The organism is Sharpea azabuensis DSM 18934, from assembly GCF_000702165.1.
Classification (GTDB): domain Bacteria; phylum Bacillota_I; class Bacilli_A; order Erysipelotrichales; family Coprobacillaceae; genus Sharpea; species Sharpea azabuensis.
In genome coordinates this window covers 18,492-37,657 of the sequence record NZ_JNKU01000028.1, presented here as the reverse complement: position 1 = coordinate 37,657, position 19,166 = coordinate 18,492, and the positions used below count along the sequence as shown (strand labels likewise).

Genomic DNA, 19,166 nt, shown 5'->3' with positions numbered 1-19,166 from the left:
TGGCATCTGGTCCTTCTTTCTTCATATTTTTCCTGGGCTTTTACAGGAATATATCTATCATGCTCCTTGAAATTGCTCCAGGTACGGTATGAATTTCTTTTTATCTCTCGGGAAATGGTGGAAGGACTTCTATGAAGTGCCTTTGCAATCCCGCGTATACTCATGCCCAGAGTGAGAAATTGATAGATGCAGGAACGCTCATTTATGTTAATATGGTTATAGTTCATAGGCTTATCTCCATTCTATGTTTTTTTTGGTCACTCACATAGTAGCATAGATAATTCCTATGAACTTTTCATGTGTTGCACTTGTTATGATAATTTATCTATGCAAAAAAAGCCTGCATAAGCAGACTTAAATAATATAGAACCAGCTCTTATCATCTTCAGGTAACTGGTCACCTTTAATATTGAGTTCCTGATTCTTGATTGAAACTTTCGTATGTGGAGCAACCGACTTTGTAATAAAGGCATTGGAGCCAATGGTGCTGCCCTGGCCGATAACCGTTTCACCGCCAAGAATAGAAGCTCCGGAATAGATTGTGACATCATCTTCAATCGTTGGATGACGTTTCTTGTTTTTGAGTTTCTGGCCACCTCTTAGTGATAATGCCCCAAGGGTTACACCCTGATAAATCTTGACATTCTTACCAATTGTTGTTGTTTCACCAATGACAATACCTGTCCCATGATCAATAAAGAAATATTCACCAATAGTTGCGCCTGGGTGAATATCAATACCCGTCTGGCTATGAGCATGTTCTGTCATGATTCTAGGAATAATAGGAACATTGAGCTTATAGAGTTCATGGGCAATACGATTGACCGTAATGGCATAAAGCCCTGGATAGCAAAGAATAATCTCATTCTTATTGAAGGCAGCGGGATCACCATCAAAGCTTGCCTGCACATCTGTTTCAATAAGTGCTCTGATCTTAGGAATACTTTCAAAGAACTTCTCACAAATACGGCTGGCAAGAATTTCTTCCGTACATTCTGGCTTGTCTTCATTTTCAGGTAATTGTTTTAAAGCTAAAGCAATCTGCTTATTCATATTATAGAAGACATCTTCAATAAGCACTGTTAACTGGCTTGATAAATTATAAAAACGATAACGACGTTCATTAAAGAAACCTGGAAAGATAATCTTAATCAGCTTTGCAAGCATATCTTCTACAATGGCTGTATCTGGCTGAACAAATAGATTCACCTTGTTGATTGTTCGGTCATCTTGATAATCAATGAGAATATCATTGACAATAGCACTGATTTTGTTATCCATAAAATCCCTCTTTTCATTACATACAGTATACTAGAATGTTGTATGATATTCAAATCAGACGATAAAGAAATCACATCTCTACTCATATTGCATTCGCAAGAGTTTCTTGGCAATTGTTTCTAGGAGGATGAGATTATTCTTGCTTTCATCATACTCTTCCTTTGCTCTTTCCATCTTGCGATAGGCACTGGCTTTTAATTGTCTATAGTGGCGGATATTTTCTTCAAATTGTCGATCGTTGTGAGTCGTTTTTATGCCAGTAAAAGGAATATAAGCACTTTTTTCAATAACATGTAAATAATCACGCTCATAGCCTTCATAGGTTTTCTTTGCCTGCTGATAGTGCGTTTTACTGCGATCGATGGCAGCTACAGCTTCATTGCGAATCTGCATATAGTATTTCTCAATAAGTTCTGGATTGAGCTGATCCATTGAATCGATCTGCCCAACAAGGGACTCTACTAATGATTCATTGAACACCTTAATCACCTCGAGGCACTATATTACCACGCATTGTACTTGTATGCAAATACTTCCTAAAAAGAAAAAGAGCAAGCAACATGATAGCTTACTCTTGATAGCCAAGTGCTTTGGCTTGCTGATAATACTTCTTTGCCTCTTCTTGATCCTTGTAAATGCCATAGCCATATTGATAGTAATAAGCAAGCTTATATGTGCCTGCAGGATGATGATTTCTAGCAGCCAGCATGAAATAGCTGCGGGCTGTTTCATAGTTCTGCTCAACAGTCAAGCCTTTTTCATAAAGCATGCCAAGACGATAGGCACATTCCCCGCTTCCCTTTTGTGCTCCTTCATCTAAAAGTTCTTTAGCCTTCGTCTTGCTTTTTTTCACACCATCACCATTCCAGTAACACTCAGCAAGACTGACATAGCTTTCTAAATCGCCTGCTTCTACCTTCTTCATTAATTCCTTGATATTCATCTTTTTAAAAAGTGGGACAAATGCCCCACTATTGCCTTTCTCAATTATTTCTTCCAGTTTTCAATAGCTTTTAAAGCCTGATCTAAAGCTTTCTTGCCATCCATCATACCATAAGTACGCATATCAATTAATTCAACAGGAATACTATTCTCTGTCTGTGTCTTAACCTGATTCATTAAATAACGTACCTGTGGTCCAACGAGGATGCAGTCAATCTGTTTTTCAGCATATTCTTTTCTTACTGTTGTTTCAGAAACTGCCCAGATATTGGCTTCCAAACCTCTTTTCTTAGCTTCGTCCTGCATATGTAGGACAAGTAAACTTGTCGACATACCCGCTGAACATGTTAACATAATGTTGATCATATACAAACCTCCTCACTTTTACCTATATTAAGGTAAGCGTTTTCTATACATTAATTATAGTTCATCAAAGGCTTGCTTGTTAAGACATATAAGAAAATTCTCAAAATATTACACATTCTTTTTGCCGAAGCTTTTTTCCATCTTCAGATAGAAATCTTCAAAGGTATGTTTGCCCTTTTCTATTTCTGTATTCATGCGACTGACATAAATACCTAGCTTACTCACCTTATCAACATTCTCTTCAAGCTGGTCACTTAGATGCAATTCATCTAATTGATGGAATGCTGATTCAGGGTCCCTAAAGCCCCTTAAGAAAATAAGACTGGATAAATTGCGATATTGACTAGGAATGTCATGGCGAGAATAGTAGTCTTCAAGCGCTTTGTTTTCTTCAAAGCGATTGAGTCTTTTCAGCTTATTTTCTGTTTCTTTAATGACAAGATCAATACCATTATTTCTATTCTTAATGACTTCGCATTCTCTTTCATAATGCTCCATCTCTTCTTCATAGCGTTTCATCTTTTGGTGATAGATTTCTAGTTCATGCTGATATTTTGTATCTTGGGTATGATATTGTTCTTGAGATGCATGCTTTTCGATCATTTCCTGTTGTTCAATTTTTTTGAGTTTTAAAAAGACAACTAAGCCTAAAACAATAAGAATGACTAAGCCAAAATAGACAATTGTTGGCAAACTCTTGTGAAAGACAACGACAACAACCAAAGCCACAATTAATGCTATAAGAAGCGCAATCTTCTTTGTCATAAATGTATGCATTGTCATATCCGGCTTAACCGGTGGTTGAGGTGCAACCGTTTTATTTTCTGGAGCTTCAGGTAAATCATATTTTGTATGATTTAGCCGTTCTATTTCTTCCTCCATAATCTTACGCATTGCCCTTAATTCATAGGCATTCTTTTCTAACTCAATCGCCTGATCAAGTTCTTCAATAAATTCCATATTACCTCTCCCTCAAAACATAAATCCTTCGTGTACGAAAGCGTACACATATATTATAGTTGTCCCTAAGAGTCATTGCAACTTCCTAAGCCTTTCCCGATGAATTCCTTATTCCTTTCTTGTTTTAAGATATTTCACCAACAGCTCATAATCATGTTGATTGATACAGTATTTCGAGGAACTAAAGATTTCACGATCAAGCTCTTCTAGTGATATCCAGAAAGCTTTTTCTAGTTCTTCTTGCTGGATGGTGATTTGTGGTTCTGTCTTAAGTTCAACAACATAGACATGGGCAAATTCACGGTCTTTAAAAAGAGCATCATGAAAGCTTTTATCATAATGTATTCTATAAACCCCTAATGGAATGAAGTCGCTACTTGTTAGCTTTAACCCAAGTTCTTCCTCTACTTCTCTTAAAGCACCTTGAAGTAATGTATCACCAGCTGACAGATGACCGGCAGATGAGATATCATAATAGCCTGGATAGCTATCTTTTTGAAATGAACGTTGCTGGATCAGCACTTCGTTTTGACAAAGCAGCCAGATATGGACTGTTTTGTGCCATAAGCCAAGTCTATGTGCTTCTTCTCTTGTCACTTTTCTCTTTAAGCTATGACCATTTTCATCATATTCATCAAAATATTCCATATTTTACTCCTTATCAATAACGTAACTTAAGCTGAGAGAAATAGACGGTTGTATCATAACCAAGATATTCTAAATAGGCTCTCATGCCCGCTGGTGCTAAATCGACATGATTCTTGGGTGCTACAGTGATTGAAAGCAGCGGCAACTTACCTACATATATCTGGATATAGGGCAACAGGAATCCATCTTTCTCACGAAAAGATAATGATTGCTTTGATGGATTTTCAAAGGCGATACGATATTCCTGTTCACTCTTAAACTCATTCTGTTTAAAGAAGATGGCTAAACGGCTTATATCTTGTTGAAATCGTGTTGTTAGTTCTTGAAAAGCTTCCGTATTCTGTGATTTGATTTCTTCCTCAATAATATCCTTGAAGGTAATATTGAGTTCATCAGGTATTTTCACAAAAAGTAAGTTTCTTAAGATCTTAAGCTGATAAGCCTTGTCATAGATAATATGTCCATGGAGTGTGATAGGATGATTTTCTTTAATTGCGTCAAGTAGCTTCTTGCCATCAAAGGCCATATTATAGCCAGTTTTATCCCCAAACTCTGCCCACAATGTTAAGGAATCAGGATCTGTAGAGAAGGAAAGAACATAGATATTTCTTTGTGTGAATTCTTCCATTGTCTCGATAATGGAGAGTCTTAAAAGATGGCGATACTCAGCGTTCTCAACTTCACTAATGACCATTTCTACAAGTTCAAGAATATAGGCAAGTTCATTGGTGTCATTAAGAAAACTGCTCTTTGTGGCAAAGAAGATTCCGCTTTTCAAGATACCCTGTACACTTTTACAGCTTGTATAATGATATAATACTTCATCATGATCAATACCTTTAAATTTCATCAAATCATGCATTTCTCTCACCTCTTCTAAACTTATTATAGGACAAAAAAAGAATGGGATAAACTCCCATTCTTGATTGATTATTTTGCGATGATCACACGTTCATTAACGTCTTCACCTTGTTTTTCGCCAGCTTCAGCTTCAATCTTACCAAATGGCATCTGGGCAACAAGTGTCCAGTTTTCTGGTAAATCGAATAATGTTCTTACAGCATCATCAATCACTGGATTGTAATGCTGGATATTTGCACCTAAGCCAGCTTCAGTGAAACGATTCCATAATGTGAACTGAAGCATACCATTGGACTGCTGTGCCCAGACTGGAAAGTTAGCAGCATATAATGGGAAGGCATCCTGTAATCCCTTAACAACATTCTCATCGATGAAATAAAGGACTGTACCATAAGCAGCCTTGAAGCCATCAATTTTTTCTCTTGCGACTTTGCCTTCAAAAGCATCATAGATCTTATCCCAGAGTTCATCCTGTTTAGCACCTGTTGCTAAAACGACTCTTTGTGATCTCATATTAAATGCATCAGGGACAAGTTCAACAGTATCTTTAACGATTGCTTCTACTTCTTCCTGTTTTAAATCAATATTCTTAGATAAAGCATAAATTGTTCTTCTTTTCTTTAACACATCTGTAATCATATTTGTTACACCTCTTTCTTGATTCCATTAAAACATAGAACATTTATCCATGCAACAATAATGCTTACAAATTTAAATTCCATATCCTAAATAATCCTATGACAAGATTTCTCAAAGACAAATAGTACTTAGATATGCGTCACTTCTTCTTTTAATCTTATAAAGTCATGAAAGAGCTGTTTAAATGTCTAATTATGCATATTGATGATATTTTTGAAAATACGTAAAATCTTAAACATCTACACCACTAAGATTTTCTAATTCCTCAACAATAGAGCAATGATCAGGAAGAGTCTTTATTCTGCTATGACTTTTTTCATATAGAATTTGTTGCTATATAAGCTTAATCAATTTTTTCTATTAACGCATCTGTTCCAGGTCTTCTAAACTATTTGTTTTATATCATTTGATTCTAAAACATCAAATATATTGAGAGTAGAAGACGATTGTGTATGTTTGATAATCCTTTTTTAGCTTTCTCGTTCTCTACCTACTCATTATGTAGCTCTTGATCTTTTAATATACGATGTACATGTTCTTGAAGGACAGGCACAACATCTTCTTTAAACCATGGGTTCATCTTCTGCCAACGGAAGTTAAGCGGACTAGGATGGACAATGGGAAAATAGTCTGGTAAATAGTCTTCATAGCTTCTGACTGTCTCAGTGAGATTCTTTTTGGCCTTCTTGCCTAAATAATGCTTAATCGCATAACTGCCTACAAGAACGACTAGTTGTACCTGATCCATCAGTTCACGAATCTGAACATGGTATTCGCTCATGAAAGGACGTGGTGGCAAGTCCCCTGTCTTGCCTTTTCCTGGATAATAGAAATCCATTGGTAGAATGCCTATCTGCTTGGAATAGAATGTTTCTCGATCAATGCCTAGCCATTCCATCAAAGTGATGCCTGATTGGTCATTGAAAGGGATGAGGCTTTCTTCCACCTTTCTGCCTGGTGCCTGACCAATGATTAAGATCTTGGCTTCCTTGTTCACTTGGAGAATGGGCGGAATGCCTTTTTCTGTATATTGTGCATTACGCGGATCATTCTTTACTTCTGTAATGATTTCTCCTAAATTCATATAATCAACTCCAGAACTATTTTATCATATTCAATATTGTTATAACAAAAAAAACAGCTGAATTTAATCAGCTGCTTTCTTTCCAATATGTAATAAACCTTTGAGACCTCGAACAATCACCTGAAAAAAGCTGAGTGATTTAAACATGCGGTCTTCACTTACATACTTTCTCATAGCTCGTAAGAGTTCTTTATTTTTGCGAGCAGAGAATGAATAGTGGCCATTTCTCTTTGTAAAAATGACAAAGCGATCAATCCATTTATTAAATAATACCCCGGCTGAAATATAGTCTATTTCTTCCCAAGGAATCTGGATATAGTCTTCAACATTACGGTCATTATAATATTCAAAGGCTTTATCACCAATCATAATCTTACCAACAGAATTCAAGCCAAGAAAACTGCTTGCCTTCACCACATAATCGACTTTCGTATTCTGTGATTGTGCCATAGATACTCCTTTCTATTACATGAAGCCAAGTACTCTACCGATAATACCTACAGCGAATAATGCTAAGATAATAACGATTGGAGATACTTTGTTCTTTAATAACTTACAGCATAATAATGTTAATAATAATGCTGCTAAGCCAGGAATTAACTGGTCTAAGTTACCCTGTAATGTTGTAACCTTAACTTTGTCAAGACCTGTAGCACCAAGACTTGCATACTGAGAAAGTGCCTGCTTGATACCTGCTGTACCTGATGGTATTTTTGCCCAATCAATGTAAGCACCAGGCTGCTGTGTAACTTTTGATACAACTGGTGTAAATGAGATTGAAACCCAGCGTTGTACTAAGGCACCAATGATGAACATACCAAGGATTGATGCACCTGAAGTGATCTTTCCAAGTAAACCACCAGATAAGTCCTTAGTGATTTCTGTACCAACTTTGTAACCAAATTCCTGAGTGTACCATAAGAATGCAAAACGAATAATATTCCATAGTACGAAGAATAAGATAGGACCAACAATTGATCCACTTAATGCCATAGATGCACCTAAGGCACCTAAGATAGGACGGGCAGTGAACCAGAATACTGGGTCACCAACACCAGCAAGTGGACCCATCATACCAACCTTAACACCGTTGATTGCAGTGTCATCGATTGGAGCACCATTAGCTCTTTCTTCTTCAAGGGCTAATGTAACACCCATAACTGGTGCTGATACATATGGATGTGTATTATAGAATTCAAGGTGTCTCTTTAAAGCGGCAACCTGATCTTCTTTTTTAGGATATAATCTCTTGATTGCTGGGATGATTGAATAGCACCAACCACCATTCTGCATTCTTTCATAGTTCCATGAACCCTGAAGGAACTGATGACGCCAAGCAACAGAGAAACGGTCATGTTTAGTTAACTGAATTTTGTCTGCCATTTGTCTTTCCTCCCTCATTATTCATAGTCATTCAAGATGTCGCCAAGAGGATCGCCTGATCCACCATTGCCTCCACCTGAGTTCTTAGCAGATTCCTTAAGTCCAAGATAGATTAAGGCAAGAGATACACCAATAACACCTAAAGCAATTAATGTTAACTCTTTGATAGCAGCTAATACGAAACCAATAGCGAAGAATGGCCATACTTCCTTAGTAGCCATCATATTAATAACCATTGCATAACCGACAGCGGCAACCATGCCACCACCAACAGCCATACCACCTGATAACCAGGCAGGCATAGCATTTAATGCACTTGTAACGGCCTTAGCAGGAATAACGCAAAGTGCAGCAGCAGGGATTGCGATACGAACACCCTGTAAGCAAATTGCAGCAATCTGCCAGAATTCAACAACTTTGAAGTTTGCATCTTCAGCAGCTTTATCCATGAAATGAACCATAGGAATAGCGATTGTACGACAAAGCATAGTTAAGAATAATCCGGCAACAGAAAGTGGAACGGCTACAGCGATAGATGTATTGATAGCTTTAGTAGCATCAGTAGTACCACCTTGTAAACCTAATACCATGATAATTGCTGAGGCAACTGATGCTAAAGCAGCATCTGGTGCTACGGCTGCACCAACGTTTGCCCAGCCAAGAGCCATCATCTGTAAAGAACCACCAAGCATGATTCCTTCTGTTGGATGGCCAGTAACTAAACCGATTAATGTACAAGCAACTAGAGGCTGATGGAACTGCCATTCATCAAGAATACCTTCCATACCAGCGAAGAATGCTACGACAATAACCAGCACGATAGAAATAGCTGACATTGACTTTTTCCTCCCAATATTATAAGCCTAAGCCTTCTTTAGCTTTTTTCATGATTTCATCAAAATTCTCTTCAGAATCTGCAGGGACTTTCTTGACAACAATCTTAACCCCTAACTTCTGAAGTTTTTCAAATGTTTCTACATCATCCTTACCCATAGATACGGCTTTAGTACATACAACCTTGCCTTCACTATGAGCCATTGAACCTAAGTTCAATTCCTTGATTGAAACGCCACCTTCGATTGCTCTTAAAGCATCCTGAGGTGTTTCGAATAATAACATTGCTCTTGTATTACCAAAACGAGGATCCTTGTCGACCTTAATCATCTTATCGATTGTAGTAACGTTAGCTTTAACTCCTGGTGGAGCTGCCTGTTCAATCATCTGTTTTCTTAATGCATCATGAGCTACATTATCGCTGACTGCGATAATTCTGTTTGGATTAGTAGTCTTCGTCCAAGTTGTAGCAACCTGACCATGTAAAAGACGTGTATCAATACGTGCTAAAACGTATTTGATCTTACCATCACCAATAACTGTTCCTTCAGGAATAGCACCTTTAGGCATAGAATCAGCAGGTTCTGCCTTCTTTTCTTCGCCTTCAATCTTGATTGTTTCAGGTAAAACTTTAACGCCGTCTTTTGCTACGCCGGCAACTTTAGCGACGATTTCGTGTGAAGATTCGCTAGAAAAACGAGCTGCGTATGCTTCAAGAAGCATTGGCAAGTTAAGACCTGTCATGATTGCCCAATGATCTTCATGACCATTTAATAAGCTTGAAGCCTGGTTAAATGGTGTACCACTCCACAAATCACACATGAAGATAATTTCCTTGTCGTCATCAAAAGAAGCAATTGCATCAAGCATTTTCTTTTTAATGTCTTCAGGGCCTTCACTTGGCATTAGGGTAACAGGAGCAACATTAGCTTGTTCACCAAAAATCATCTTACCAGACTGGTAAATTCCTTTAGCGAACTCACCATGGCTGGCTATGATAATTCCTACCATAATTAGTATTTCCTCCCAATAAGTTTTATTGAAAGCATTCTCGTCAGAAGCTTTCAAAATCATTGCACATGAATTCACGCACTTATATTATAGTACGTATTCAATAATTTTGAAATAACATTTGTCCTTTTTACAAAATATTAATAATAGACAGCATACTTATTTAACGTTTTATCATGCATTTATCATCATTTTTTATATTAACCAAGAATTGTAAACGGTTATTCTTTTTTAACACAATTTTTATATTTAAAGCATATTATATTATTTATTCTATATTTTTTTACCGCAATATCTCAATTTTAACAATATCCCATTAAAAAAGAGTTCCCAAGAACTCTACTTTCCCAATGTTAGTAAAAACATATACATGACAATGACCCATATCGCAAAAATCATGCGTTTAGGAATGGTAATACTGTCAGCTAACTTCTTATTCATATAATCAATTACATAGGGATTGAAATCTAAGCCTACAAGAATAAACATGATGCCAATTCCAAACTGTCTGATATTGCCATTAATAATAGTAAATAAACCAAATAATCCAAAGGCAATCAGCACAATAGATATGACAAGCTGCACATAACGATTAATCTTTTCCATAATCCTCTCCTTTTCTTTATTTTATTGAAGAAATTCCATTGAAGCAATAAAAAACGAGCTTAGCTCGTTTTAAATCATTATTTCCAATATCCTAGCTTTTGCCCTAGTTCATAAACACCATAGGCCTGGGCTGTATACCCTAAGCTATTTAAATGTGTATTATCTTTTTCTACATGTCGTAATTTTTCAGAAATAAGTCCCTGATGAGCACGTTCAATATCTTCTTCATCAAATGGGATGCCATTGATAGCTAGACCGCGCTTAATAAGATATTGTCTGCCCTTCAATAAGTGTTCACCAAAAGCTTCTTCAAGTGCTTCTTCATACCATGTATCCTCTAAACCAATTGCTTCATCCGTATAGCCCCATATCTGATCAGAATCATTTGGATCATCTGTAGAACTAATGATGATATAGCGATCCGTATTGGCATTAGCAATTATTGTCTTATATTGATTAATAAGGGTATCAATATCCTTATCCCAGCCGCCATTATCGCCCATCTCAATAATCAGGATATCATTGGACTGGTCCCCTTTTTTTAGTGAACGATTCATGATTTCCTCACTCGTTTCTCCACCAACACCATAGTTATTTGTTTTCATCCCAGTCAGTTTTGCAAGAACTGATGGATAGCTAACACCATCACCATTGACGCCCTCAGTCATTGAATCACCCCAGGCATTGATTTCTGTTTTCGTATTGATAGCTTTGACTTCTGTGGCAATTGATGTTGAGGCTTTGACAAACTGAGGTACAGAATTGGTAGATGAGAAGGCAAGAAGAGGAATGATGGCTAACTTAACAATTGTTGATGGATTCATGGCATTTTCTCCTATAAGCTGATATGCAAACGAGACACTAATATCAAAAACGAGTATATTCTAAAAGGGGAAAGAAGAAAAATCAAATACTTATTTGTTTAATAAATGATGTTTTGTAAGCATGCAAGTAACAGTTTAAAAAGTTTTGTGAACTTTTTGTGAATAAATCTAAAATATGACCTATTTAAGATAGTTTTTTACATATTTCACAAAATATTCACATAAAGAAAAAGTCCTCAAACAGGACTTCTCCTAGATATTCATGGAATGAGGACCCTTATGTAAACTTAGTGGCGTTAAATTCAGACTCTTGCGATAAGTACGAATGAGCGTTTCCATCACACGACGATTCTCATCCCCGCTCAGCTCAAGTACCTTTAATACCATACCTTCACTTTCAATAAGCGATAAGCCAAAACGTGAAGTTGTTGTGAGGTCATCAAGAATCTGACAAAAAGTTTCTGTTTTTTCAGCATAAAATCTTCATCAACAATAGTGACGGAGTTAAAGTTTGTATAGCCTTCAAAATAGCTGAATGACTTCGTGGCATCAAAGCGTGGATTAAACAAAAGATAATCATTCAACAATAAATATCATTGATAATAACAGTTATCTTTCATCCTTCTTGTCAGACGTTCATTAGCTGAATAAATCACCATACATCTTTTGAATGAGGATATTCATTTATCTCATAATCACTATGTACCTTTTCTTTGGCAAGTGTTGATTTAGTGATGAAATCATCATATGTCAGGATATCCTCTATGCTTGCATCATGATAAAGCAATGTGATCTTATAGCCATTAATCTCTTTTGTGCTAGTGAAACATATACTACAACCTCAGCCGACACCTTGGACCGCACTTATGTTACCATCACTGATTTTAAAGTATACTGGGATTGACTGCCTGCAAGTTCTCCCGGTGAGCATTCACTCATTCTTTTTCCCTCGCAGCCTCTTGACTTACTGTCTTTTTTACGTATACCTTTCGGACTTCGGTTTGACAAGCAACCTTATTCATCATTTAGCCTGATCAAGCTTCTGTGCGTACACATAAGCAATCGCTAGCCTGGCATTAACTGCCTGTAGTCATCCTGACAAAGACTGAATTCTTGCCATGTCTACTTACCATGAAAAAAATTCTAGGATCACTTTTTTAATGGGATGTCGGGCTAAAGAAATGAATGATGGCATCAATAGCTTCATCCATGTATTTGGGATTGGAGAAAGGATGGTCAGCATTCTCTACTTCCAAAAGCTCGATGACATTGTTTTCTGAAAAAGCACGGGTCACAGCAATTGGAACCATGGTATCCTTTGTGCCATGAATCATCAATATATCATCCGCATACTCAAGATAATCATACTGACTGATATCATGACTCTTTAAATCATCAAAGAATGCCTGATCAAGCTTGATCTTGCGATCATAGCCACGGATAACATCCTTGCCTTTAGCTAACTTTGACCATTCACTTTCGTCGATATCCTGAGTCAAAGAATCATACATCTTGATAGCAGGACATCTTAGAGCTATCTTCTTATAACAGCCTCCTTCTTCATGAAGCATTCTTAAAAGCACATAGGCCCCAAAGCTTGACGCATAGTGATAAAGACTAGTAATGCCCATTTCTTCTTCTATGTATGTATTGACAAGTCTAAGATATGTCATGCATTCATCGATAACAAGCTTGTTTCTTGCATCCTGTCCATGGGCAGGCCAGTCAAAGCAAATCACACCATAATGTTTATATTTGCTTGTAATACGCATTGCAAACTTCTCTATTGCCTTATTGTCTTTGTTGCCACCAAAACCATATGTTGCCACAACAATATCCTTAAGATCATGAAGATCCTTGTGATAATAAAGCTTGCAGCGTACACTGAATCCTTCTTTATTAATATCAAAATATTTCTGCATACTCTTACCTTCTTTTTAGCCATCTTAAAACAATTTTCTCTTTGACGCAATGAGGAAGTCTTGAAGCATATAGAAAAAAGATAACCTATCAATAGTGCTTTGAGCACTACTGACAAGTTATCTATAAAAATCCTATGCTTCAACTAAAAGCTTTAGATCATCATCAACATCACCAATACCAGCAATACCAAACTGTTCAACTAATACATTAGCAACATTTGGAGAAAGGAAGGCAGGTAATGTTGGTCCTAAATGAATATTCTTGACACCAAGGTAAAGCAATGCCAATAAAACAATAACAGCTTTCTGTTCATACCATGCAATATTGAAAGCAATTGGTAAATCATTGATATCATCTAAGTTAAAGATCTCTTTAAACTTCAAGGCGATTAAAGCTAGTGAATAAGAATCATTACACTGACCTGCATCAAGAACTCTAGGAATACCGTTGATATCACCTAAGTTTAATTTATTATACTTATATTTAGCACATCCTGCTGTTAGGATAACTGTATCATGAGGTAATTTTGAAGCAAATTCCGTATAGTAGTTACGGCTCTTCTGACGGCCATCACAGCCTGCCATAACAACAAACTTTCTAATTGCCCCACTCTTAACAGCTTCAACAACCTGATCAGCCAAGGCAAAGACCTGATTATGAGCAAAGCCACCAACAATCTTACCTGTCTCAATTTCTGTAGGCGCTTCACAGCTCTTAGCCTGCTCGATTAAAGCAGAGAAGTCTTTTGTTTCACCATATGGAGCATCAATATGCTTGCAGCCATCTACACCAGCAGCACCTGTTGTCCATAAACGGTCCTTATAGCTTGCACGAGGTGGAACAACACAGTTTGTCGTCATAAGAATTGGACCATTGAAGCTTTCAAATTCTTCAGTCTGTTTCCACCAGGCATTACCATAGTTACCTGCAAAGTTTTCATATTTCTTAAAGAATGGATAGTAATGTGCTGGAAGCATTTCTGAATGTGTATAAACATCAACACCAGTACCTTGAGTTTGTTCAAGGAGCATTTCTAAGTCCTTTAAGTCATGACCTGAAACAAGGATACCAGGATTCTTTCTTACCCCAATATCAACTTCAGTGATTTCTGGATGACCATAAGCACTTGTATTTGCTTCATCTAATAAAGCCATGCCATCAACACCATACTTACCTGTTTCAAGTGTTAAAGCTACTAAATCATCAACAGTTAATGAATCATCTAAAGTCTTTGCAAGAGCTTCCTGAATGAATGTATCAACTTCTTCATTATCCTTTAATAAAGCATTGGCATGCTTGCTGTAAGCAGCTAAGCCCTTAAGACCATAGGTAATAAGCTCTCTTAAGCTTCTGATATCTTCATTTTCAGTTGCAAGAACTCCAACTTCTTTAGCTCTTGTATCATAATCTGTGATTTCTTCACCAGCAGCCTTGACAAGTGCATCCTTGTCTTCTACTTGTGCATATAAATCTTTCTTGACTTCAAGAGTCTTCTTGATTCTACCTTTGATAACATCATCATCAAAGTTAGCATTTGTGATTGTTGTGAAAAGGTTGACAGTTACAAGATGGTTGACTTCCTGATCAACTTTCTTTCCTTCTTTTCTTAACTGTGTAGTAACAGCAGATAAGCCCTTTGTCACATAAATTAATAAATCCTGCATGATTGCAGTTGTAGCCTTCTTGCCACATACACCCTGAATAGTACAGCCAGTATTACGTGCTGTTTCCTGGCATTGATAACAGAACATTTTGTTTTCCATTGTTTTATAACCTCCGACACGGCTTACTTTATCATTTCCTACTATATTAATATGTTGTAATAACAACATATTAATATTTAAATTCTCATAATTTGATATAGTAATCTTATTGGGGATAAGCATTATGGAGTGTCCTTATTGTCACCAAGAAACATCTTAATCCCATCATAACGACTCAAGAATAAATCTAGTTAGACTTACCAGTCAAATTCAGATTATCGTACCCCATACCTATCATTGTAGGACATGCAAGATCATCATCAGGAAATACCATAAACCTGCTGACAAGGTTTATGAAACGCAGGAACGTCTTGATGTGTTTCTAAGACAAACAAATAATCAAAAAAAGATAACTCCAGAACACAAGTGTATAGTTGTGTTCTGGAGTTATCTTTTTGCATATCCAATTTATTTATAACTAAGGCGTGCTTTGAAATAATTTGCTAATGCGCTATCTGTACAATATATAAAACAGCCTTTTTGTCCCCTTGTTAATAATGTGCGATAAGTATTCTTAATAATATGATCAGCTCTTTTTAACGCTTCTTCTGGTTGTTCTTTATAAAGCTTCTTAATCCCAAATAATGATTTATCTGTTTTAGCACGTTTTGTAAAATCAGTAATGATATGTCCATTTTCATAGCGCATATCATCCCCAATAATAACGCCGACATAATCAAATTCCAATCCCTGGCATGTATGAATACAGCCTACTTCATTTACCGAATCTTTATCTATTGCCCATGTAGAAGTGGAGCCTAAATTCCACGACATCCCAAAATCAAATTCCGGTATTTCTATATCATGCACTGAACTATCAGCTTTTCCATCTTTAAGCCAGTTCCAGCAGTATCCAGCAAGCATTCTTGCTTTATTATTATCATTGTGCTTTAAAACTTCTTGATAAACCTCATTAGGATCATCATAAACTCTAACATCATAATCTAAATCAAAGACATCATTTGCGGTAGGCTGTACCTCCAAGACATCATCAATCCAGTTTAAATAACCATCGCTACCATTGCATCGAAACTGTGATGCAAGTGTATATTCATAAACACTTGTATGATAGAAATGAGCCCATTTTTTAATTTCATCCGTCGAGCCAATATCCTTTAAAGTAACTTGCTGGTGATCATCAACAAAAAAGACAGAAAGCTTAGCAGCATTAATAAGTTCTTTAACCTGATTTTCACCTTTATTAGAAAACATACCACTCTTAGCATTTAATCGATGGGCTTCATCAATAAACAAACTATCAAAGAAATTAGCAGGAGTGTCAATAAACGAACCTGAACCCTTGAATAAGTTATCTATTGTTGCTTTACGATAATTACCTTCTTGTAGCTTTTCGCTATATACACTACGGGGTGCTTGATTCTTTGTGACATACATACTATTGCTTGCAAGTTCACCCATTGTTTTCGCCAGCAAATTAATAGCTAAAACAGATTTGCCTGTGCCAGGTCCACCATGAATGATGACTGTTCGTTTTTTATTATCATTGAGCTTTGCAAGAGATAAAACTTGTTCGAAGATAACCTTCTGTTCATCTATCAACTTAAATTCTTCTTTACCAGCTAATAGATTAACCATCGTATCTTGCAAAGACTTTGATGGCTTAATGCGACCAAATTCTATTTCATAAAGTGTTTTATTGTTTGCTTTCTTTATATATTTCGTAATATATTCTCTAAGTTTTAATGCATCACCTCTCATAAAGACAGGTGCTTTTCTTGTATAGTAAGAATAAATACGATCAAGCAATGGATCATTTTCTGATCTTACGTAATTATGAAGATAAGTACATGGCTCTAAGTCAATATGATATTTTCTTACATCTTCATTGTAATCCTGAATCATAGAAACATATGACCATGCCTGATATGAAGGATGCGTTGTTTCTCTTAAAGAGCCACCTAAAGCAGTTCTCACAAGGCCATTCTTATCCGTCACCCTTTGGGCACTTTGCCATTGCTTCAATTCAATTACTACAGCATTCTCTTCACCATTTTCACCTTCACCAGCAACAATGAAGTCAACTCTTTTATTTGAATTTGGAATACGATACTCTATTGCAACATCAACATCATCAGGAATGCTATCCGAATCCATCACCTTGTACATATATTGCATACTGTTTGCCCATGAACGATATTCCGCTTCTCCTGTATGTCGATGCATTTTTTCAATCATCATATTGTTGATTTTCTCTTCAATACAATCATTGAAAACATCTGCAACAAACTGTTTCTTACTCTCTTTATAAATAATCATAACTTATCGTACTTAGTAGCTACTCCTCTAGCTTTCTCTACTGGATACTTCTCTTCATTCTTCTTCATTTTCATCTTAATAATATCATCAGCTCTTACACCAATCTTGTCACACATCTGAAAACAATAAATAAGAACATCAGCTAGTTCTTCCTTAACACCCTGTTCATCACCATCATATCCCCATTGATAATGTTCTAGCAGTTCAGCTGCTTCTATAGATATAGACATAGCAAGCTTCTCTGGCTGGTGATACTGATCCCAGTCTCTATAACTCACAAATTTATTTACTAATGCTTGTATTTCATCCATTACATTTCCCTCCAAAAAGCCATTCTAAGTATAACATAAGAAAGAGAATGAAGAGTCACTTTCTTCATTCCCATCATCATTATACTTACAATTATAATTACACTTTATAAAACATTATATAAGACATAATAGTAAGGTTACGGTTTAGTTCAGTCCAAAATAACACAACTCTAAAACTTGAAGATTGTCATCAATGGAACTTATGGAGTTTTAGTTCAGTCCAAAATAACACAACTCTAAAACGTAAATACGAGTTTCGTCAGGTGTTACCTCGTTTTAGTTCAATCCAAAATAACACAACTCTAAAACTATAAGCTTGCGTCATTGTTAGTAATAGATGTTTTAGTTCAGTCCAAAATAACACAACTCTAAAACTCTGCCTTTCGCTTTTGTATATTCCGCTCTGTTTTAGTTCAGTCCAAAATAACACAACTCTAAAACAATGGAATAAGAACGGTTGCTATGTCCAATGGTTTTAGTTCAGTCCAAAATAACACAACTCTAAAACATACAATACTACTTCATTTGTTAGAAGTCAGTTTTAGTTCAGTCCAAAATAACACAACTCTAAAACTAGTCAACAATCTCTCCCAATGTAGGCATAGTTTTAGTTCAGCCCAAAATAACACAACTCTAAAACTCAGTTGGTGGTTCTGCAAGAAATGTCTGCGTTTTAGTTCAGTCCAAAATAACACAACTCTAAAACTTTCCATCAGCTTCCTATTCAGCGTGTTGAGTTTTAGTTCAGTCCAAAATAACACAACTCTAAAACGCTCTTTCATGAACCACGACACCTCTGATAGTTTTAGTTCAGTCCAAAATAACACAACTCTAAAACTTGTCTTGCCAGTCATAAAAAATTACATCTGTTTTAGTTCAGTCCAAAATAACACAACTCTAAAACGCACTTTTAATTGAGTGCTGTTTCGTTGATGTTTTAGTTCAGTCCAAAATAACACAACTCTAAAACTTAGACCGTATTCTTTTGCAAGAATCGATTGTTTTAGTTCAGTCCAAAATAACACAACTCTAAAACTCTTGAGTCATCTTCTCTTGACGCTGCCATGTTTTAGTTCAGTCCAAAATAACACAACTCTAAAACTTGATAACTTCATTTGCTAATGTGTCAATAGTTTTAGTTCAGTCCAAAATAACACAACTCTAAAACAATCCAACCGCACCCGCAACATTTCCACCTGTTTTAGTTCAGTCCAAAATAACACAACTCTAAAACGCAAAAACACAAAATATCGCAATTAGAATAGTTTTAGTTCAGTCCAAAATAACACAACTCTAAAACAGTCTTGAAAGCGATGGATCACATGGACATGTTTTAGTTCAGTCCAAAATAACACAACTCTAAAACTTAGAATTTATTAATTAAAAGAGGAAAAAAGTTTTAGTTCAGTCCAAAATAACACAACTCTAAAACCTCAAATTGATGTATTTAGAG

General features: G+C 36.3%; 21 protein-coding genes and 1 CRISPR repeat array. All 21 genes read right to left on the bottom strand.

Going from position 1 to position 19,166, the window contains the following annotated elements:
* The coding region (locus T529_RS13355) for a helix-turn-helix domain-containing protein (RefSeq protein WP_033161655.1) at nucleotides 1–227 on the bottom strand (227 nt) is incomplete at its 3' end.
* A 127-nt stretch (nucleotides 228–354) separates the two neighbouring features.
* On the bottom strand, nucleotides 355–1,281 hold the full coding sequence (epsC, locus tag T529_RS0107035; protein WP_033162909.1) for a serine O-acetyltransferase EpsC: 927 nt from the start codon (nucleotides 1,279–1,281) through the stop codon (nucleotides 355–357).
* 78 nt (nucleotides 1,282–1,359) lie between these two features.
* Nucleotides 1,360–1,761, bottom strand: a complete 402-nt coding sequence (locus tag T529_RS0107030) for a hypothetical protein (RefSeq protein ID WP_033162908.1) — start codon at nucleotides 1,759–1,761, stop codon at nucleotides 1,360–1,362.
* A gap of 88 nt (nucleotides 1,762–1,849) precedes the next feature.
* Nucleotides 1,850–2,206, bottom strand: coding sequence for a tetratricopeptide repeat protein (locus tag T529_RS0107025; protein WP_162172997.1), 357 nt, complete (start codon nucleotides 2,204–2,206; stop codon nucleotides 1,850–1,852).
* Nucleotides 2,207–2,268: 62 nt separating this feature from the next.
* On the bottom strand, nucleotides 2,269–2,589 hold the full coding sequence (locus T529_RS0107020; RefSeq protein WP_033162906.1) for a PTS sugar transporter subunit IIB: 321 nt from the start codon (nucleotides 2,587–2,589) through the stop codon (nucleotides 2,269–2,271).
* Between the two features lie 108 nt (nucleotides 2,590–2,697).
* On the bottom strand, nucleotides 2,698–3,549 hold the full coding sequence (locus tag T529_RS0107015) for a hypothetical protein (RefSeq protein WP_033162905.1): 852 nt from the start codon (nucleotides 3,547–3,549) through the stop codon (nucleotides 2,698–2,700).
* A gap of 108 nt (nucleotides 3,550–3,657) precedes the next feature.
* Complete coding sequence (locus T529_RS0107010; RefSeq protein ID WP_033162904.1) at nucleotides 3,658–4,197, bottom strand: NUDIX hydrolase; 540 nt, start codon at nucleotides 4,195–4,197, stop codon at nucleotides 3,658–3,660.
* Between the two features lie 13 nt (nucleotides 4,198–4,210).
* A complete protein-coding gene (locus tag T529_RS0107005; protein ID WP_033162903.1) occupies nucleotides 4,211–5,059 on the bottom strand; it encodes a DUF2971 domain-containing protein in 849 nt (282 codons plus the stop codon).
* A gap of 68 nt (nucleotides 5,060–5,127) precedes the next feature.
* Nucleotides 5,128–5,697 (bottom strand): nitroreductase family protein, encoded by a 570-nt coding sequence (locus T529_RS0107000; RefSeq protein ID WP_033162902.1) that lies wholly within the window; start codon nucleotides 5,695–5,697, stop codon nucleotides 5,128–5,130.
* A gap of 490 nt (nucleotides 5,698–6,187) precedes the next feature.
* A complete protein-coding gene (locus T529_RS0106995; RefSeq protein WP_033162901.1) occupies nucleotides 6,188–6,781 on the bottom strand; it encodes a uracil-DNA glycosylase family protein in 594 nt (197 codons plus the stop codon).
* A gap of 63 nt (nucleotides 6,782–6,844) precedes the next feature.
* On the bottom strand, nucleotides 6,845–7,231 hold the full coding sequence (locus tag T529_RS0106990; protein ID WP_033162900.1) for a DUF956 family protein: 387 nt from the start codon (nucleotides 7,229–7,231) through the stop codon (nucleotides 6,845–6,847).
* A gap of 15 nt (nucleotides 7,232–7,246) precedes the next feature.
* Entirely contained in the window at nucleotides 7,247–8,164 is a 918-nt protein-coding gene (locus tag T529_RS0106985; RefSeq protein ID WP_033162899.1) for a PTS system mannose/fructose/sorbose family transporter subunit IID, read from the bottom strand.
* Between the two features lie 17 nt (nucleotides 8,165–8,181).
* The gene (locus tag T529_RS0106980) at nucleotides 8,182–9,000 is read right to left on the bottom strand and encodes a PTS mannose/fructose/sorbose transporter subunit IIC (protein ID WP_033162898.1); all 819 of its coding nucleotides are present in this window, start codon (nucleotides 8,998–9,000) and stop codon (nucleotides 8,182–8,184) included.
* Between the two features lie 19 nt (nucleotides 9,001–9,019).
* A complete protein-coding gene (locus T529_RS0106975) occupies nucleotides 9,020–10,009 on the bottom strand; it encodes a PTS sugar transporter subunit IIB (RefSeq protein ID WP_033162897.1) in 990 nt (329 codons plus the stop codon).
* A gap of 339 nt (nucleotides 10,010–10,348) precedes the next feature.
* Nucleotides 10,349–10,615 (bottom strand): hypothetical protein, encoded by a 267-nt coding sequence (locus tag T529_RS0106970; RefSeq protein ID WP_033162896.1) that lies wholly within the window; start codon nucleotides 10,613–10,615, stop codon nucleotides 10,349–10,351.
* 77 nt (nucleotides 10,616–10,692) lie between these two features.
* Complete coding sequence (locus T529_RS0106965; protein WP_051646901.1) at nucleotides 10,693–11,439, bottom strand: SGNH/GDSL hydrolase family protein; 747 nt, start codon at nucleotides 11,437–11,439, stop codon at nucleotides 10,693–10,695.
* 252 nt (nucleotides 11,440–11,691) lie between these two features.
* Nucleotides 11,692–11,826 (bottom strand): hypothetical protein, encoded by a 135-nt coding sequence (locus T529_RS13615; RefSeq protein ID WP_274518636.1) that lies wholly within the window; start codon nucleotides 11,824–11,826, stop codon nucleotides 11,692–11,694.
* A 770-nt stretch (nucleotides 11,827–12,596) separates the two neighbouring features.
* Entirely contained in the window at nucleotides 12,597–13,361 is a 765-nt protein-coding gene (locus T529_RS0106955; protein ID WP_033162894.1) for an alpha/beta fold hydrolase, read from the bottom strand.
* Nucleotides 13,362–13,493: 132 nt separating this feature from the next.
* Entirely contained in the window at nucleotides 13,494–15,125 is a 1,632-nt protein-coding gene (gene hcp, locus T529_RS0106950; RefSeq protein ID WP_033162893.1) for a hydroxylamine reductase, read from the bottom strand.
* A 408-nt stretch (nucleotides 15,126–15,533) separates the two neighbouring features.
* Nucleotides 15,534–17,402: a DUF2075 domain-containing protein gene (locus tag T529_RS0106945; RefSeq protein ID WP_033162892.1), complete on the bottom strand. Its 1,869-nt coding sequence runs from the start codon at nucleotides 17,400–17,402 to the stop codon at nucleotides 15,534–15,536.
* Nucleotides 17,399–17,713 (bottom strand): nucleotide pyrophosphohydrolase, encoded by a 315-nt coding sequence (locus T529_RS0106940; protein ID WP_033162891.1) that lies wholly within the window; start codon nucleotides 17,711–17,713, stop codon nucleotides 17,399–17,401. The genes T529_RS0106945 and T529_RS0106940 overlap by 4 nt, the downstream gene beginning before the upstream one ends.
* A 141-nt stretch (nucleotides 17,714–17,854) precedes the next feature.
* Nucleotides 17,855–19,145: a CRISPR direct-repeat array (repeat unit 36 nt; unit sequence GTTTTAGTTCAGTCCAAAATAACACAACTCTAAAAC).
* Nucleotides 19,146–19,166: the final 21 nt, after the last annotated feature.

Excerpts from the sequence above, each read along its gene's own strand:
- epsC (WP_033162909.1), bottom strand. The coding sequence starts at position 1,281 with ATGGATAACAAAATCAGTGCTATTGTCAATGATATTCTCATTGATTAT.
- T529_RS0107025 (WP_162172997.1), bottom strand. The coding sequence starts at position 2,206 with ATGAAGAAGGTAGAAGCAGGCGATTTAGAAAGCTATGTCAGTCTTGCT.
- T529_RS0107020 (WP_033162906.1), bottom strand. The coding sequence starts at position 2,589 with ATGATCAACATTATGTTAACATGTTCAGCGGGTATGTCGACAAGTTTA.
- T529_RS0107015 (WP_033162905.1), bottom strand. The coding sequence starts at position 3,549 with ATGGAATTTATTGAAGAACTTGATCAGGCGATTGAGTTAGAAAAGAAT.
- T529_RS0107010 (WP_033162904.1), bottom strand. The coding sequence starts at position 4,197 with ATGGAATATTTTGATGAATATGATGAAAATGGTCATAGCTTAAAGAGA.
- T529_RS0107005 (WP_033162903.1), bottom strand. The coding sequence starts at position 5,059 with ATGCATGATTTGATGAAATTTAAAGGTATTGATCATGATGAAGTATTA.
- T529_RS0107000 (WP_033162902.1), bottom strand. The coding sequence starts at position 5,697 with ATGATTACAGATGTGTTAAAGAAAAGAAGAACAATTTATGCTTTATCT.
- T529_RS0106995 (WP_033162901.1), bottom strand. The coding sequence starts at position 6,781 with ATGAATTTAGGAGAAATCATTACAGAAGTAAAGAATGATCCGCGTAAT.
- T529_RS0106990 (WP_033162900.1), bottom strand. The coding sequence starts at position 7,231 with ATGGCACAATCACAGAATACGAAAGTCGATTATGTGGTGAAGGCAAGC.
- T529_RS0106985 (WP_033162899.1), bottom strand. The coding sequence starts at position 8,164 with ATGGCAGACAAAATTCAGTTAACTAAACATGACCGTTTCTCTGTTGCT.
- T529_RS0106980 (WP_033162898.1), bottom strand. The coding sequence starts at position 9,000 with ATGTCAGCTATTTCTATCGTGCTGGTTATTGTCGTAGCATTCTTCGCT.
- T529_RS0106975 (WP_033162897.1), bottom strand. The coding sequence starts at position 10,009 with ATGGTAGGAATTATCATAGCCAGCCATGGTGAGTTCGCTAAAGGAATT.
- T529_RS0106970 (WP_033162896.1), bottom strand. The coding sequence starts at position 10,615 with ATGGAAAAGATTAATCGTTATGTGCAGCTTGTCATATCTATTGTGCTG.
- T529_RS0106965 (WP_051646901.1), bottom strand. The coding sequence starts at position 11,439 with ATGAATCCATCAACAATTGTTAAGTTAGCCATCATTCCTCTTCTTGCC.
- T529_RS13615 (WP_274518636.1), bottom strand. The coding sequence starts at position 11,826 with ATGGTATTAAAGGTACTTGAGCTGAGCGGGGATGAGAATCGTCGTGTG.
- T529_RS0106955 (WP_033162894.1), bottom strand. The coding sequence starts at position 13,361 with ATGCAGAAATATTTTGATATTAATAAAGAAGGATTCAGTGTACGCTGC.
- hcp (WP_033162893.1), bottom strand. The coding sequence starts at position 15,125 with ATGGAAAACAAAATGTTCTGTTATCAATGCCAGGAAACAGCACGTAAT.
- T529_RS0106945 (WP_033162892.1), bottom strand. The coding sequence starts at position 17,402 with ATGATTATTTATAAAGAGAGTAAGAAACAGTTTGTTGCAGATGTTTTC.
- T529_RS0106940 (WP_033162891.1), bottom strand. The coding sequence starts at position 17,713 with ATGGATGAAATACAAGCATTAGTAAATAAATTTGTGAGTTATAGAGAC.